Below are 18,643 nucleotides of genomic sequence, written 5' to 3' on the forward strand. Positions count from 1 at the left end.
CCGCTGTTTCTTGGTGTCCGGGGTGGTGGTGCCCGTCTTCACGTCGGGCGGAAAACTTGTAAATAAATGGAAACATCTCTGTTTCAAGTAATTTACCGAAAATTTCCAACCTGTTTACAAGTTCTTAAGGCAATCTTAAGGTCTGTCTCGTATACTTTGAGGGCTAAGAACCCAATGGAAGGGGGAATGACAATGAAAGACCCACGTGAAATTTTCAGGCGCACTTTGTTTGCGCCCCTGCCACACACGCCGCCGGCGACGAAGTTTCTGCCGGACCTGGCGGCGTTGAAACGCGGCCTCGCCATGGCGATGGCGGCGATCACCTTTTTTAGCCAGACTGTTTGCGCGGGTACGGCGAGCCTCCCCCTCTTGCCGACCCATGCCACGTCCGGCGTCTTGGCGAAACAAACCCATCTCCTGGAACGGCTGATGAAATTGACGGGCGCATCGAAGAAAGGCGCGCCGGTGGTTTTCCACGGCAGCGAGTATAGCGACCGAAGGCCACTGACGGATCCCGGCACCGACCCTAAAACGCTTGAAGCGCAACAGAAGCGTATCGATGCAATAAACGAAATTAGAAAAAATAACCATCCAAGCGGCGAGGGAGATAAGGACATTGAAAACCTGAACAAAGCGGGCTATCTGTCGCCTCAGGAAATCCTGAAAGGCGCACAGATCGATGCGTTGGAGAAGGAACTGACTCCTGGCGACCTGGCGATGAAGACGGTGGCGGAGGTGGTGGAGAACATCAAACTGAAGATGAAGGCGATCTTCGGGTCGGCGACGGAGTTCAATTTCTCGGTGCGGAAAAACTTCGACGGGACGTTTTCGCGGACGTATTTGATCGACGGGCGTGCCAACCGGATCCTGAATTCCAAGACGCGGAACGAGCACGGGATGGCGGTGACGCAAAACATCACGAACATGCGGTACAACAAATCCCACATTTTGGTGTCCATGGACATCGAGCACGAAGACGTGAAGGGGCGGGTGAGCCATACGACGCGGCGGATGTCGTATCACGATGGGGCGAAGGCCAACGTGCAGGAAACGCAAAAGGTTGTGGAGATGTGGGAAGCAACGACAACGGCGCAGAACGAGCAAACAACGCTCCACCGGTGGGACATGCAGTATGACGAGGCCGACAATCTGACGCGGTTCCAGGAAACGGCGGTGGACGAGAACGAGAAGGTGACGGACCGGAAGTGGTGGGGGGGGACGTACGACGAGTCGAAGAACCTGCTGAAGTATGAGGAACTGACGACGGAGAAGGGTCTGGACACGTATGTGACGTGGCAGGCGGCGGGGTATGAGAAGAACGAGCTGTGGACGGGGCGGAAAGTCGGGGAGACGGACAGTTGGGGTCGGTCGGCCTACCACCTAACGGGCTACGTCAAAAACACGGTGGGCCCGGACGGTTTGGAGCAGAAGGACGTGACGGGGGACATGCGGTACAACGAGTATTCGAACCTGATCCACTACGATCGGGTGTTGACGGATTGGCAGGGGATGGATACGCGGGTCCTGTGGGACGGGGATTACGACCGGTATGACCGGGCGGCGGCCTATCGGCAGGTGACGACGGACGCCTTCGGACACAGCCGGACGGTGGATTTCACGGAGGGGGAGTATACGGTGGACGACGACCTGATCTCCTACCGGGAAAAGACGACGGAGAACGGGGAGACGAAAACGCGGTATTTCCAAGACGGGTTGTATGACACGAAGCACAACCTGATGGATTATTTCCAAACGGACACGGATTCGCGGGGACGGGTGAGCGGGAAACACTGGACGGCGTCGGGAGCCGGGCTTGGGTATGTGAAGGGGGAGTTGGTGGGGTATATGGAGATGCTGACGATGGGCCCCTTAAAGGTGAAGAACACGGTGACGGGGATCACCTATGACGCGCTGGACCGCCAGAACGGAGGTTTGGAGACGAAACGGGTGGTGGGGAAGGAAACCGATGGAGCCATGACGGACGTCACGGTGGTGACGGACACGCGGGCGCGGGACGAACAGCTGAAACGGAGCCGGCGGGCATTGAGCCAGGAGCTCGGGTATGAAATGAATTTGGTTGAAATCACGGGGACGACGGCGGTGAAGACGACGAACGGGACGGACAACGGGACGGGGGCCGTGGTGCGGCAATTGACGGAAACCACGGTGCGGAGCGAAATGACGACCCACGGGGATTTCCGGGAAGAGAAGACGCTGGCGGGGTCCTGGGATGGGGAGGAACTGGAAAGCGTGACCGACACGCGGCGGACGAACGTGGTTTTGGATGGGTTTGGGCGAGCGGTGGCCTATGTGGAGGAGACGACGCAGAACAATAACCCGGTCAGTTGGATGAGGACGAGGGTGGATTGGACGAGTTACAACGTGGACGGCAACGTGACGGCGAGCCACGAGAAGACGCTGAACACCTTGGGGGTGCGGGGGGAAACCACGCGGTCGCGAATGCTGTATGACCAGCAAAACCGCGTGGAAGAATACGATGTGACGAGCACGAACAAGGCGGAGGGGGCCATGACCGGGTCCACCACGCACCGAAGCAAAATCGGTTACAACGGTTTGGGCGACGCCACGACCTACCGGGAACGTCAGGTGAAGCTGGGGTCGACAGTGGTGGAGAACGTGGCGTGGAGAGGGACCTACGGGGTGTTGGGATTGGTGGGAAGTTCGGACCAGGTGAACCGGCGCGTGGGGGAAGAGATCGTAAACGGGGAGACCCGGCGGTTGGACGTGACGGAGACGACGCGGACGAGGGGGATGAAATACACGCGGGACGGGTCGTCTCTGCGGAAATACCAGGAAGATCTGACCAGCACGGCGTCGCCGGAGGCGATTCAGATCACGACGATGGACAAGGCCACCTACGACTCTTATGGGCGCGTGGCGACGTATGTGCAGAAGGTGGACCGGGTGACGGGCGCGGCGGTGGGGTCGGATGGAGTCATCGATGAAAAAGGCGGTTTTGCACGCGGTGACAGAATCGGAACGGAGCGGGGCGACCTTTGACCGGTTGGGCGGGCTCACGGGATATAAGGAATCGATGTCGCAACGGGATGGGCTGGGGTGTCCGGCGGGTGGAAGCATTTTGCATCGAGAAAACATCAAATTTCACCCCCTGGGTCAGATGCGATCCTATGACGGGGATGAAACGCGGGCGGATTCGCCGGACATCACCACCGAGCTCCATTGGACAGGCACGTTCGATCGCTATATGCGGTCGGCGGGCGCGCTGGAGCGGAAAACGGAACACCTGGCCGGCGGCGGGACGGGAGTGGAGACGACGACGGTGCGGAACGCGGTGGGATACGACGATTTCGGACAAATGGTGTCTTACACGGAAACCGTGGACCGGTCGGACGCTCCCGACGCGCTGACGACGGTGGTATGGGAAAATGGACTTTTCGATGGGGGGGGGAACCTCGAGGGGTATCGGGAGACCACGAAGGTGGCGGCCAAGGGTCCCGGGACGGGTTTGGACAATACAAAGACGGTGGAGCGGCGGGGGACCACTTACGATGGGTATGGGTTGTTGGCCGCTTTTGAGGAAACGACGACGGATACGGCCCAACCGGCGGTATATGTGACAACGACGCGGCAAGCCACGAGTTACGATCTGATGGGGCGGGAAATGGGGTCCGTGTCCCTTCGGCATGACGCGGGCGCGGCCGGGGCGGAAATCTCCGTCCCGGATAAATGGACCACCCTGGTGCAAGACGGGCGAAAGTACAACGACGTGGGGCTGGCGACCGGGTACCGCGAGGCGAGCTTCGATGGGCAAAGTTTGTCCCTCGGGGGGCGGGAACAGGCTTGGAAGTCCCTTTCGGCCGTCCAACAGCGGGACATCTTGTCGGGCACGCTGGCGGCGGCGGAGGCGGTGACTTTGACGTCCCATCAAGGGATCTCCTACGACGGCCGCGGGTTGGCGGTGGGGTATATGGAAAAGACATGGGACCTGTCCGTCTCCCTCGACCACCATCGCGGGACGGTTCGGACGGGAGCGGTGTACAACTCCCAGCGGCAACTGGTGGGCTATACGGACGTGCTCACGGATGACGCGAGTCCCGATGTGGTGGAAACCTTGAGCTCTTCAGGTGGTACCTATAACGGGTTCGGGCAAATGATCCATAGCTTTGAGGTTCGGGAACAATCGGGAGCGCTGGTGTCCCGGACAGAAGGGGATCGGCGAGTGGAATACGACGAGGAGGGGCGGGTAGCGGCGGAACGCAAAAAGACGGTTTCCGCTAACGGGATCGCGGTGGACCGGGATTACGAGGTGGTGGCGTTTGACGACTTCGGGCGCGTTTTGGCGGAGCGGACGAAAACGGTTCAGACGGGCGTTGCTCAGGACGGGAGACAGGTTTACGAAATTACCACGACATCGAATAAAACCGAAATGGGTTACGACCGAAACGGTCGTCTGAACCACTCCGTGGAGGCGAAGGTCTCCTCCGACCGCCCGGACGTGAGCGTGCGGACCGTTTGGGATGCCGAGACCTTCAACGAAAACAATCTCATGGGGTCCTCGAACGAAACGAAGGTGGAAACGAATCCGGCCGGCACGAACCAAACGACAACTTCACGGACCGGCCTGACCTACGATCTAAAAGGCCGGACAACGGCCTACCGCGACACCATCGCCGATAGCGCCGACAAAATCACCGAGGTCCTGAACTGGACGGGCCTGGGCTTTGACGGGGCAGGTTTGGTCACTGGGTTGTCGGAGGTTCGGCGTCGGACGAGCGGCGACTCCGAGAACCCCTTCGATGTGACGACGACGCTACGGAAAGAAGGCATGGGGTACGACCAATCGGGAAACTTGCGCCGATACACCCAGAAAAGTTCAGGGACAGAGAATCCTGACCTCATTTCTTCGGTGTCCTGGTTTGGCGCCTACGACTCTCTGAACCGGCTTTCGGGTTTCAAGGAAACCACCTTGAACACGGATGTGGGGACCGAGGGCCAGGTCTTTAAAGTGAACCTCGTCACCGTTCGGGACGGCAACCTCTATGATGATCAGAACCACTTGATCGGTTACGCGCAGATATCGACGGACGCTTTGGGCAATGACAGTTCCGTCCTCTGGGCGGGGCTCTACGACGGACGCGGCTTGGTCGAGCAGTTCGAAGAGAAAACCATTGACGCGCAGGTCAATCTGACGGTCAAGAGCCAGAAAGACATTACCTACGACGCCGCGGCCCGGGTCCAGACGTTCAATCAGAAGGTGACGGACCCGCTGGGCACGGTCACGGACACGACGCGGGAAGAAACCGCCTACAATACGGCCGGGCTCCTGGGATCCATGAGGGAACGGGCGAACAGTCTGGACGCCGGTGGCGTTCGGACGGTGACGACCAATCGCCAAGGTCCCACGCGCTACGACAGCTCGGGGCACTTGGCCCAACGGCACGATGACCTTCGAACGGCGGTATACGACACGGATGGAACGTTAAAAAGGGAAACGAACCAAGGGGAAGACCTTTTGATTGTCGCCTATAATGGGTTGGGCCAAGATGAGGCGTACACAAAGACGGTCGTCACGACGTCGCCGGATGGGTTGTTGAATCAAAAAACGACGGGCGAATTCTCCAAAGGGAAATTCAATCTCATTGGCCAGTTGGTTTCCAGCCACCAAAAAGACGTTAGCGCGGGGTCGAGCGTGGAGCCCTTGGTTCTGCCGTCCAATTGGGACGATCTGGCGTTGCAACCGGAGCAAAAGGTGGAATGGTTAAAAAACCTGACGTTCGTTGTGGAGGGGGTTAACACGTCTTTCGACGACCTCGGTTTAGCGGCCCCTTCTGTGGGCGGGTTGGAAATCGCTTGGAAAGATCTCTCCGCCGCGGACCGGGTCCGCCTCCTCTCGGAAGGAAAAACGATGTTGAACGGGAAACCGTTTTCCTTGGACGGTTCTCTCATTCGTTGGGATCTCAACACCTTGACCGAATACGATCAATCCCATACGACCTACTCCAAATACGGGGCGACCTCCGGATACCAACGGTCCGGCACCGAGAATGGGGTCGGTTACACCCAAACCTGGGACGCCTTGGGGTTCGACCGTCACAACCGGGCCATGGGTTTTACCGACTTCATGGCTCGCCAAGGCCAGGCGGCAACGACGACAACGCGTGAAAATATTGTCTATGACGTTCGATCCCTGGTGGCCACGTATCGGGACACGTTGACGAGCGCGGCATCGCCAGACCTGGTCACCCAATCCCAGGCGACGGTTCGTTATGACGCGCTGAAGCGGCAAAAACTCTCTCAACAGACGGTCACGCAAAAAGGCCGAACAGCGAAAGGAGAGGTCCTGGACACGATGCAGACCGTTGTGGATGACCACTACACCTACAACGGTTTTGACAAGACCACAGGCTATGACGAAATAAAGTTTCAAGGGAACACCCTGGCCTTGGGGGATGCGCGGCGGAGTTGGGACAGCCTGGACGCGGATGAGAAAGCCCGCCTGTTCTCAGGCGAAGTCAAACCCGACGACCAGATTTTAACCATCATCCGGATCTCGGGCGTGGCGTACAACGCTGCGGGTTTACAATCAGGATCCATCAACATCACCCGGGACCTTGGTCGGTCTTTGGTGGAGACGTCTCCTCTCGTGATCTCCGCCCCGTTGAACCTGGATTTCCCTTCTTCCTTGGGCGCTCTTCCCGTCCAGCCTCCCCGCTCGATCGGCCCGAACCTGAGGGTTTTGGCGGACGGGTCCGAGCAAGTGGGCCCGTTTTCCCGTTTGTTGGCGGATGGAAGTCGCGAAGAGCGCGGAATAACCACTTTTTCCAACGGGGAGATATCGAATTGGTTGTCCGTGACAATCCCGGATGGCCCCGTCCTCGCTAAAACAACAACGGCGGATAAGGACGGAAAGGAAATTTCGGAATCGTTTTCTGCTGTTTTCCAGGATGGGACGATCCTGAAAGAGACGGAATGGGCCGATGGGTCCGTTGAAAAAACGGAGAGTTCTCCGTCAGCGGAGGGAGGTGTGCGGACGCGGGGGACGACGACTTCGGCGGAAGGAGATATTTCTGTTTGGGAATCGTCGATGTCCTCGGATGGTTCCACTCAAACACGAACCTTGACGCCGGAGGGGGCTGTCGTGGAAACGCGCAGCCAAACGCGGTCGAACGGGAAAGTCGAAACTTTTTCGCGGACGACGTCGGCGGATGGGAGCGAGGTGTCGGAGTCGGTGACCATCAAGAACCCGGACGGGTCGGCGGATGAATGGGCTCGACGGCGGACGGGCGACGGGGCCATAGAGGAAACGACCACTCAATTCCATGTGGACGGGTCCTCGAAAACCTGGGGAAAAACAACGCCTCGCGGCGGCAAAACTTATAACTGGACGTCAACCAAAGACTCCGCTGGAAAAATTCAGATGGTCAAAGACAGCGAGGCCGATTCGGCCGCGAGCGTCGTTGTTTTCGGTGCGACGTTTGATTCTTTCAACCGGCAAATGGGACGGACAGAGGTGGCGTGGGATCAAAAGGCGGAAGGCCAGATTGTAAGCACCAACGTTCACGATATCCATTACAACGATCAAGGCCAGCAAACGGGGTTTATATCGGACCTTAAAAAGTGGGGGGTTGATTTGGAGTTGTTCGAGACCATTCAACGCGAAGGGATGGTTTACAATACTTTGGGACAAGTGGCCGGCTATGTGGACCAGCATACCGCGAACGGGTTGCAAAACACCACGACCATGATGGACATCACTTACGACTCCCAAGGCCGGATGACAGGGTCCACGGGGATCGCCCATAAAGAAGGACAAGAGCCTCGCTGGGTCTATTCGGACCCGGCCGGTGGAAAAGAGCTGAGCGGAGCCGATTTGGCCGCGCTCTTGAGCGCTCACCCAAAGAAAACAGTGGGGGATCTGGTCCGGGAGAACGTGGTCAGGGCGGAAAATCGGATTTTTCAGGTCAATGAAACCGTCCGCACTGTCATGTCCGACATCCAATACGACAGCCTCAACCGGGTTAAATATTCCAAAGAAACAGTGACCAACGCGGACCACACCCAAACGGTGAACGTGCTCTCGGAGATGTATTACGACCTTCGAGGGCGGTTGGTGGGTTCAGAAACCACGACGCGCGTGACGGGTTCCGTGGGCCAATTGATTTATCAATTGAAAGGGGCCGATCTGTCGGCCGCGGCTATGAGCGACCTCCTTCAATCGGAGTCCGCCAAAACCGGGAAAACCGCCAACGACGTTTTTTGGAGCTTGTTCCGGGCGGGGGACCTGCGGGCCGTGGAAGTGGCCGTGAACATGGATCGAACCTCCGCGAATAAACGGTCCGACATCCGTTACAACGCCAACGGCCAGATGATCCATTACGAAGACACGATGTCCGATCCGGATAACGGCGTTCTGAAGCAAGTGACCAAGGCGGATCTGACCTATAATCGGAAAGGGCAGATGTTGACGCAAACGTCGGCGGTGCACGCCGACATGAAAGGGTCCGGTTGGTCGGACTCCACCTCCGTCATGTCGTTGGCGTATGACGACCGCACGGGGCTCCTCCTGGGAGGAACGACCACGTCCAATTCCACCACTCAGCCACGGAAGGAATGGACGGACACCAACCAAGACGGCAAGGTGGACCGATTGATGCGCCCGCCCCAAGTCAAAGGCAAATCCGAACAACATTTCGGCGTTTTTAACGGGGCCGTGCAGTTAAACGATCAAACCTCCTCCCAGGAAACCTGGGGTTATGAGGTCGCCGGAAAAACATGGAACAAGAACGAAAACACGATGGTGTTCATTTACAACGCTTTGGGCCGTTCCCTGGGGGCGATCTCGGCCGGAACTTCCGAAACGAACGATGGGTACAACAACCTCACGACCGGATCGTCCACCCAACTCTTTGTGGCTATCAACGGGGAACAACGGATTCAGGCGAGTTTGAGCGACACGACCGCAAAAAACGCCGACGGTTCCGATAGCCATACGGTGATGACGAACCTTTATGCCTATGACAGCCGGGCCCACGTGACGGGGGCCCAAGGCGAGGGGTACACCAGCGGCAACGAGGTGGGGACCATCGACCCCGAACACGTTTGGAACGACGGTTGGGTGGACGCCAACCATAACGGATTGGTGGAAGACGGTGAAGTCGATGGGTCCCGGGCGGACGGCGTGCGGGACGCCAAGGAAGTGGTTTGGGTGGACACGAACAAAGACGGAATGGAACGGGGCGCCACCGTGGGCCGGACCGGCGGTTCCAGCGGCTCCATTTCACAGGAATACAAGGTGATCAACAACGAGGCTCGTTTGATCAAGAACACCTCGATCAGCGACAACACGTCCGAAACGGGGTCCACCTCGGCCCAGACCTTGGTCACCACCTACCGGTATGACGAGAATGGAAGATTGACCGGCGGCCAGTCCACCGGGACGACCGGGTCCACCACCCTGGATTGGTCGGACGGGCCGCCGAAGGCGCTGGTGAAATCCTCCACGGCTAACGGAACGGTGAAACAAACGTTTGTGGTCATTAACGGGGCCTTAAAACTGAAAGTTTCCCATTCGAAAATACCCAAAGCATGGACATGACGGTGACCTACGGATACGACGACCGGGGAAATACCAAATCGGCTCGAGGCACAGGAAACAGTGGGTCGGTGGAAAGGGGTTGGACGGATACATCGGTCCCCTTGGATGGAACGAAAGATACCTTCGGCGTGACGGGCCGCCAATCGGGGGAGGTGACCCAGGAATACAGCATCGTCAACAATCGGGCCTGTCTGATTTACAGCAAGACGGTGAGCACCACCCTGGATCCGGACACGTCCGCTCTCTTGCGTGACGGGGATGATCTTTTTCGCAAGACGACCTCGGAAGTCCGTTACATCATGGATTCCGTTGGGCGGACGATCGCGGCCTCCGGCGTGACGGAAACGGATGGGACCACCCAGAACGCGACGAAGCTTCCCAACGCCCTGACCGGGTCCGCCCCGGTGAAAACAGCCGCGACCACCCTCTCTTCGATGAAGGAGGGGGGCCCCCGGCCGGAAATGAACCCGCAACAGCTTTTGGCTAACGGCGATATGGGCGCGGCTCTCCTTCAAACGGCGGGAGTTTCCAGTCCCAAGGCGACTCAATTGGGGCGCATGGCCGTGATCAATGCCGCTCTTCCTGACGCCATCAACCCGGCCCTTGCCTCCAATGGAAAAACCATCACCCGAACCCATTCCACGACGATCCAAACCTTCGTTATGATCGGCGGGGCGGCCCGGGGGCTGGAAAGCAAGACGGTAGCGACTCAAACCAGCGGGGCATCCCAAACTCAAACCCTTTCTTCGACCCGCAACACCTATGACGAGAAAGGCCGCCAAACCGGGGCCGAAGGGGTTAGCGACAGCGTCGCGGTCAATTTGATGGCCAACGACGCCGACCGGGATGGGCAAACGGATTCGGTTTCGCGCCAGGCGGTTTTTTCCAAGGCGACCCAAACCTTCCGCATGATCAACGGACAGCTGGTGGTGGTCCATACGGATACGGTGTCGGATTCCTTTACCGGGGTTCAAGGGAACGATGTGTCCGGGGCCTCCAACGTGAGCCGGACGGTCGGCCAGGTGGCGACGCAATACAACGATAAAGCCCAGGTGATCGGCGCGACCGGCGGCGCCATTACCCGATCCGCCAACACCGTGTTGACGGATGGGCACCCTCATTTGGTGGTCAGCCTCGCCGCCACGACCAACCGTTATACCGTTGTGATGGGTCAAACGATGGTGCTTGAATCAAAGACCGCCACGGACAGTTATACGGGCTATACCAAAACGAACGGGGAGGGCATCCCTTTGGACGCGGTCAACGTCACGCATTCGGACAACGCCGTTCAAAACCAATACGACCAGCGCGCCCACCTCACAGGCGCCACGGGGGGAAGCGTGGGGGAAACACGGGGAACCGTTGCCACGGACGACAACCAGGATGGAACGGTGGACCGGTATGTGGAACAACGAACCACGTTCCAAACGACCAACACCTACGGCGTCGTCGCCGGATCGGCTCAAATCCTCCAGTCCGTGACCGACACGCGGAACGCCTTGGGCGCCACGGTGACGAACTCCAAATCCGAGACAAGGAGCTCCTTCAACGCGGACGGATTACTGGTCGGGGCGTCGGGCGAATCCGGGTCCATCACGGAAACCCAAGTATTGACGGAGAAGAAGGACAGCGCCGGGAAAACGACGGGGACGATTTCCACCCCGTCGGTGACCACCAGCTCCACCCAGAATCATTACGTGATCGTCCAGGGGCAATCGGTTGTGGCGCAAGCGCAAACCACTTCCGTTTCCCATGTGGGCGCCACCACGAACGTCAGCTCGAACACGACCGATTTCGTTTTTGACGACAAAGCGCGGCTGGTGTCGGCCACGGGGAAGAGCAACGGGGAAACCACCGTTCGGAACATTGACGGGACGGTCACCCGGACCCCGGTGAGTGGGGAGAATACCTTCCGGGTCGTCCTTGGGGCCTCGGCGGTGGTTCGGAGCGTGTCGACGTCGACCACCTACGCGGGGCCCAGCGTGACGACCACCGTATCCACCATGGATTATGACGTGGACACCCGCACGGGGGCCACGGTCGGGGGGAGGGGCCGGTCCACATCGGAAACCGTCACGAAGAACGTGGACCGGGCCGCGGACGGGAAGGTGTTGGGACAATCCACCACCACCACGTCTTCGACCAGCGACACCGAAAACGTCGTTGTTTTGGGCCAACTCGTTGCCAAAAAAGTTGTTTCGGGTTCAACGACGACGAATGGGAACTCGGTGACCACCAGCGAGTCTACTCAATTGAACGACTACAACGCCATTGGACAACTGACGGGAGGGACCGGGATTAATTCCAGCACGACCAAGACGCGGGTGTGGAACGACATCAATGGTGATAAATCGTGGCAAGAACCCGGCGAAACCGAAGAACAGGTGACCACGACGACCGGTCAGAACTTTTACATCCCCGTCCTGGGCCAGGCCGGGATTTGGGAGTCCGAAAGCGATAGCTCCTCCTCGAGCGCGAACACCGCCAGCGCGACGCACGGACAAACCTTTTATGAATGGAACGACCAAGGCCAAATGGCCGCCGGATCGGGAACCACGACTGGAAGCACGACCACGGAAAATTCGGACGGCACCCAGGAAACATCAACATTTAAAACCCAAAACCAATTCGCGATCGTTTGGGGCCAAGCGGTTTTGGCCCGGTCCGAAACGGACGCCCTGGAATCGAACGTGGCCGGCACGAGCGCGACCCGGACGAACACCGTGACGATTTACCGTTTCGAAAACGGCGAATTGGCGGGCGCCCGCGCGGAAACCCATTCCACGCGGGAAACCGAAGTGTTGCATAACGGGTCCGGCGCCGTCTCCACCCGCTACGAGGTCACGGTGAGCGAAGGCATCACGCTCTTTGAGATTCGTCAAGGCCAGGCCCTGGCGGCGAGCGTGACAATGACCAGCAAAACCTACGCCGACATGCAGGGGCGGGACGTGAATACCGCTAAAAAGGTGGACACGAATACCACGGTCACGCAAAACCAATACAACGCCAACGGTCAACTGATTAACGCGCTTTCGAACTTCACGCGATCCTCTCAAGCGGAAGCAAACGGAGCCTTTTCCCATTCGGATTCAAGCGGCGTCACTTTGAATATCATTAAACATGGTCAAAGCCATTCGGTGCGAGCCGAACAGACCACCACGTCCTATTCGCAAGAAACAGGCAACAACAAGGGGTCGGCGAAAGTTATTTCCTCTTCCCGGGGCGTGACGACCTTCGACTACAACGCGAAGGACCAGGCCACCGGAACGCGGACGGTGTCTTCAGAAGTTCAGAACACCAAAAACAACGACGGGACCTGGTCCCAATCCTATTCCCGGTCCACCAGCGACGCCCAAATGGCGCTGGGCGAAATGCGCGCCCTTCCCTCTGAAACCGTGTCCTTCACCCCGGAACGCGGCGGCGGGGCGATTGAATATATCGGAAGCGGTTTGCCCCCCACCGTGGAGGACGTTCTCAACACCGCCCAGGGTTTCTTTGCCGATGCCCGGGCTTTGGGGGCGCAGGCGCAGGGGGTGTTGCCGTCAGCTCTGCGCGGGCGGCTAGAGGCGGTGTCTGGGAGCCTTTCCTGGAGTCGGCTGACCACGAATTACAACAGTCGCGGGCAAGTGACGGGCGGGTCGAGCGCGGGATTGAACGCCTCCCATTTGAAAGTGTATTCCGACAAGGACCAAAACGGAAGCCTTGAATCCATGGTGTCGTTGTTGTCCTTCAGCTCGAACAACAACGTTTTCGGCGTCCAACACGGGTCTCTTTCTGTTTCGTCGGTGTCAAATCTTTCCCACAACATCAACCCGTCGGAAATAAGTTTCGGCGTCAATAACTCCCATTATAACTACGACGCGGACGGCCATCTGACGGGCGGTTCCGGCTCCTCCAACAATCGGACGGAGACCTCCGTCTACAATTCGGAATCAGGTTCCATCAACTCCAAAACCATCTATTCCAACAGCACTCAAACCTTTGGGGCCTACGCGGGCCAGCCGGTGTTGCTGGGTCAAACGACCACCACGCGGGAAAATAATCCTTTCGACACTGAAAACTTTTCAGTTTCTAACATGTCGTTCGTGATCGGGGCGGATGGCCGTACGGTTTCGGCCAGCGGGACGAACACGACCCACACCCTGGTGGCCCATGACCCCGGCGGGACCGGAAACGTTTCTTATTCCGCGAAAATAATTGAGGGAACACTATCGCAAACCTACGTGACTTATGGCGGCCAGTCCGTTGTCGGGCGGCAAACTAACGGTTCCAATAACACCAATCCTGACGGGAGTTCAGACAACCAGTCGGTAAGCCTGAGTTACACCTATGACAGCATGGGTCGTCTCGTGGCGGCCTCGGGGGCTGGGACGACCAGCGGCAACGACGGGTTGGGGCAAACCTCCACAGGCACTTTGTCTCAGCGGTTTGTCATCATGAACGGGGCCGCGATGCTTCAAAGTTCCCGGTCGATCTCGGACAGTTCCGGCAAAGGCACCAGCCATTCGGATATTACGACCACCAGCGGCTATGACAGCGAAGGCCGTTTGACGTCGATGTACGGATCGGGGTCGGTCAGCGGCACGAGCGTCGCCGAGAGCGGAAAAATCAGCAGTTACAGCGGGTCCGTGGAACAGTTCTATGTCATACGGATGGGGGCGGCGCTTCTGGCCAAGGCGATCAACACCAACGTTAGTTCCGCGACGGAAGATGGGATCAGCCGAACGAGCACTAGCGTCATCACCACGACCTATTCCTATGACCGCTTAAACCGCCTCGTGGCCGCCAATGCCTCGGGGACCATTTCCATCATCAGCGTCAACAGCCTGGTGACCCCGCGAACCCTGACAAGCACCACCCATTACGACGATTGGGGCGGGGCCCAGGGCCAATACCAATATGGTCCGTGGGTCGGCCTGGTTTACGACAACGGAGGGCCCGACCTCGTCGGTCCTCCCGCCGACACCTCTTCGGACAGCGGCGAGTTTGTGGCTGGATCTTATGTGGTCGGGTCCGGGACGATCTCCCAGAAACTCGGGGTCTTTTACGGCCAGGCGAAGGTTTTGGAGTCCACGACCAAAACCACCACAACGACTTACCTGAGTGTTCGCCGAATTACATCGTCCACGAAATACAATTTGTCCTTTGTAAAAGTCGCACCGCCCCAATATTGGTGGGTAGGCGCTTACACAGGCTCGGAGGATTCCTCTGAGGCGCTCGAGCAAAGGCACGAAGAAGCCGTCAAGTCGCGGGATGTCACCACCACGGACAGCATCTACACCACGTCGAAAACGACGTACATGGAATCGACAGAAACGTTCGGTTACTACGATTCCGGAAAACAATACGGCACTCTAAAAACCGTTCAAAACGGGTGGATCCAAAAAGGCGGCGGGGCGCAAGTGCATTTTTCGATGACGCGCACCAACCACAGCTGGGATTCCGAAGGCCGCGCGACCTCGTATACCGAAGACCGGTGGACCGAGGGTAGCGGCTCCAGCCACGCGGTGCGATGGAACATTGCCTACAACTCCCTGGGGCAGGTTTATTCCTATGCGGAGAGCTACTCAAAAAACGGCGGCGATCCGGCGACCATTTATGTCAATTGGATCGCTTACGACAGTGAAGGTCGGGAATATCAAAAGAATCAAACCGTTTATTGGAGTTATTCGACCTACGGAAACGTTCCAGGGCTTCAGGACGGGTTCGAGGGGTGGCAAAATGGGTGTGCGAACGTCACGATCACCACCTCTTACGACAGTTCGGACCGGGTGACGGCGACGTCCGCCTCGGGAACTGTTTACTCCGCTTGGAATTCCGAACTGGCCAGCAAGAGAAATTATTTCAGCGCTTTCAATTTCTCCTCCTCGACTTACAACATCGTCTATGACGCCTATGGCCGTCAGTTGTCCTACTCCTACGTTAACTACATGCCGGGCGTGGAACAAAAAAAGAAAAAACAATACGCCGTCATGGTGGTCACGTCTGGGACTTCCGCGGTTCTTGGGTTCGACGATTTCGATCGGGCGACGTCCACTTACTCCACGTACCAGAAAAGCGCCAACCGCGCCAGCGGATGGTCCCTGACGACGGATATAAAATACAACGATGCGGGCAACGTCGCCAGCCAAACGGAACGGTATTACAGCAGTTCGAAAAACGGAAAAGCCACAAGCAAGACCAACGGTTTGAAAACCGTCACGTATTCCTACGACAGCAAAAATCAAATTGTGACAAGGAACGAAAATAAAATCTGGGAAAAAACAAAATCCAACGGCGGAGGCTCCAGCGCGAAAGCGATTTTGGCGGCAGTCATTACCATCGTGATCGTATGGTTCTCTGGCGTCTATATCCCTTTTGGTGGGGAATCGACTTTGGGCGCGGTGGCGGCCACTGGAACGAGTATGGAGGCCGCCTTGGGGATGGCGGCTGTTTCCTTCGCCGCCAGCTTTACTGTGACTTTGGCCATGGGGGGCGACATTAAGACGGCCTTAATATCCGGTTTGTTCGCCGCGGTCGCGAGTTTTGTCGGTAGCGGGGGACTGTCTCAATTGACTGGCGGCGGGGGAGGTTTTGGGGATTTAATAAAGGGACTTGATGGTGCGCTAAAGACGATTACGGATTCTTTGAAATCTTTAACCGGTTTTGCGGAAGATTTTGTCACAAAGATTGGCGAAGCCATCCATGAACTGCTTCCGGGGAATCTCGGAGCGGGAAATCTCAGTCAAGTGACAAAAGATTTTTCTTTGGCGTTCACCAAAAGCATGGTTTCGAAAGCGGTTCAAGATGTGGTGGGGATTATCGTTTCCGACGTTATGAAGGAGAAAACCGGGTCCAACCTGGGTTTCCTGACCGGGTTGGTCTCCTCCTTGGCCTTGGGGGTCCTCGGTTTTAAAGGAGCCGAATTTTTTACGGGGCGAGGTTTCATGGCCACCCTGGCCAGGGTGGGGTCCGGTTTCGCGATCGAAAAAGTTTTGGGACCGAAAAATGCCTGGTTGAGCTCGTTGTTTTTGGCGATGTTCACTTTCAACGCACTTGAAGTGAAGGCAGACACGAACGGGAACAAGATCACCCTTAGCTTCTTCGAGATAACGGAAAAAAATTGGGCGGGGGGTACTGCAGGCGGCTGGGGCCAAAGTACTTGAAAAAATACAGGCGCGGTTTGCCGATCAAATGTACTTCGAAGGGTCCAACGGCCAATTGACCGCGGTGGGCCATCTGATGGTCCACAATGTCCAAGGTGCTTTTGACTCCTTAGCGTCTTTCGCCAACGATACCATGGCGCGCCAGGCAAATAACGAGAACTCCTACGTGGCGCCGGAAACCCGGCAGAACGAGCTCAGTCTCGTTGACCAAGCGTTGAAAAACGGGGAACTAACGGCTGACCAAGCCAAATTGCTGACTGAAATGAAAGACGGTTCTCTGCACGAACTGATGAAAATGGTGGGCTTGAAGTTTGAGACTCTCTCTCAAGGCCAGGAAAACGGGGACAAAACGATCTCCGGGGATATCAAGCTGGAAAATATCGCTGACAAAGAGACCCAAAATATTCTCAAAGCCGCTGGAAAAGAGAACGGGGACATCATCCAATTCAAAGTGAACGACCGCACAGGCGAGGTGTTCTTTAAAGTGGGGTTCGACCAGGCCCATCTGGCGGGGTTTGTCGGAGCGTTGGTGAAGGACAAGAATCAGGCGGCGACGATCATCGCCGGGTTCAATAAGCTGGGGGCGGACACGAAATTCGTTGCGGAATTCACGACCAACAAGGGGTTGGGAGGGAGCATCGTTGGCGTTGTGAATTTCGGAAACATCAAAGACGCGGCCGTCCGAAATGCGGTGGGAAACCTCGGGTACCAGGGGAACGACGAAGTGCAGGTGAATTATGACCTTCGGTCTGGTAAATTCACCCTGGATTCCAAAGTCAATTTCAAAAGCGTGGATGCCCTTGAAAATAAAACGGGCGTGAAGTTCGATGGTTCCGCAAAAAAAACCTTAATGGCCGTTGAAGCGGCCCGGGGTGTCATGGGCGTGAAGGCGAACATCACGGGCCTTTTGGCCGGCACGGATTCCAACGTCACGGCTGAAGGATATCTGTTCGCGGGCGCCGATGCGGCGCTTCTGGATACGTCCAGCCTTTTCGGAGATTCCGGAAAAACGCTTGAACTGATGAAAGGGCTCGGCGGAGCCTCCGTTTCGGGCCAGTTGGACGGGGATGGCGGAGTTCGAGAAACCGTGATCGTCCCAACCAATATGGCGGCTGTGGTCGAATGGGTGAACGCCCAGAAGGGAGCGGATTTGGAAGGGACCCCCCTGGGGGCCTTGGCGCGGACGAACCTCGATTTGCCTGCGGATTCGATCCGGAAAATGTCCTTTAATTTTTCGATGCGGGAGGACGGGGTTCCCGTTCAAATCACCACGCTGGAAGTGCGGGCGGACAAAGTGACGGAAACAACGCGCGAAAAATTGACCGCCGCGGGAATCACGCCGGTAAAAGAAGACGGTTTCTCCGTTTACAAATTTGAACTGGTGACCACCGCCATCGACGGCACCCACGTTTACCAGACGGGGGGAAGCGAAAAAGCCGCCACCCACGCCTTGGAGGGCACCGGCATCGAGGCGAAACTCACCCTACAAGGGAAAACCGTCAACGCTCAATTGGGCCCCGTGGAGGCGGACGGTACTAGGAAAGTGATGGAAATCAAACCTCTCTCTCTCGACTCGGGCGAAATCATGGAGGGTTCGCGTCTGTTGTTGACGCTGGACGGTAGCGCCGACTTAACGGCCACGCGAGTCGTGGAGGGAAAAACCGGCGGCTATTCGATCGTCGAATTCAAACTCGTCGTCGGCGATCAAGGCCTGGGCGCGCAATTCCCAACGACGCCTTCCGATACCGAGGGGGCGAAATCACGGTTTCCCGTGTCCAGATCCTCGACGGGAACGGGACCCAACGCCTCGCCGAAATCCGTGACGGCGACAACCAACCGGTCTTCGCGGTTCAAGAGAACGAGGGAGGGGTCTGGAGCGATCTAAAGGGTTTTGCCAATGCCCAAGGAGAGACCATCCACG

Annotated in this window: 4 protein-coding genes; all 4 read left to right on the forward strand. The window is 57.5% G+C overall.

The window, feature by feature from the left end:
• Window positions 1–192 precede the first annotated feature (192 nt).
• From IPP35_00615 to IPP35_00630, 4 genes are read left to right on the forward strand one after another with little or no spacing between them, the layout of a single operon-like run.
• A complete protein-coding gene (locus IPP35_00615) occupies window positions 193–3,021 on the forward strand; it encodes a hypothetical protein (GenBank protein ID MBL0057645.1) in 2,829 nt (942 codons plus the stop codon).
• A complete protein-coding gene (locus IPP35_00620) occupies window positions 2,963–9,577 on the forward strand; it encodes a hypothetical protein (protein MBL0057646.1) in 6,615 nt (2,204 codons plus the stop codon). The genes IPP35_00615 and IPP35_00620 overlap by 59 nt, the downstream gene beginning before the upstream one ends.
• Entirely contained in the window at window positions 9,574–16,722 is a 7,149-nt protein-coding gene (locus tag IPP35_00625; GenBank protein ID MBL0057647.1) for a hypothetical protein, read from the forward strand. Before IPP35_00620 ends, IPP35_00625 begins: the two co-directional genes overlap by 4 nt.
• Window positions 16,723–16,750: 28 nt before the next feature.
• Window positions 16,751–18,607 (forward strand): hypothetical protein, encoded by a 1,857-nt coding sequence (locus IPP35_00630; GenBank protein ID MBL0057648.1) that lies wholly within the window; start codon window positions 16,751–16,753, stop codon window positions 18,605–18,607.
• Window positions 18,608–18,643 lie beyond the last annotated feature (36 nt).

This window comes from Elusimicrobiota bacterium (assembly GCA_016721625.1).
Taxonomy (GTDB): domain Bacteria; phylum Elusimicrobiota; class Elusimicrobia; order FEN-1173; family FEN-1173; genus JADKHR01.

What these genes read in the sequence shown, in the direction of transcription:
- IPP35_00615 (MBL0057645.1), top strand. Translation starts at nt 193, where the DNA reads ATGAAAGACCCACGTGAAATTTTCAGGCGCACTTTGTTTGCGCCCCTG.
- IPP35_00620 (MBL0057646.1), top strand. Translation starts at nt 2,963, where the DNA reads ATGAAAAAGGCGGTTTTGCACGCGGTGACAGAATCGGAACGGAGCGGG.
- IPP35_00625 (MBL0057647.1), top strand. Translation starts at nt 9,574, where the DNA reads ATGACGGTGACCTACGGATACGACGACCGGGGAAATACCAAATCGGCT.
- IPP35_00630 (MBL0057648.1), top strand. Translation starts at nt 16,751, where the DNA reads ATGTACTTCGAAGGGTCCAACGGCCAATTGACCGCGGTGGGCCATCTG.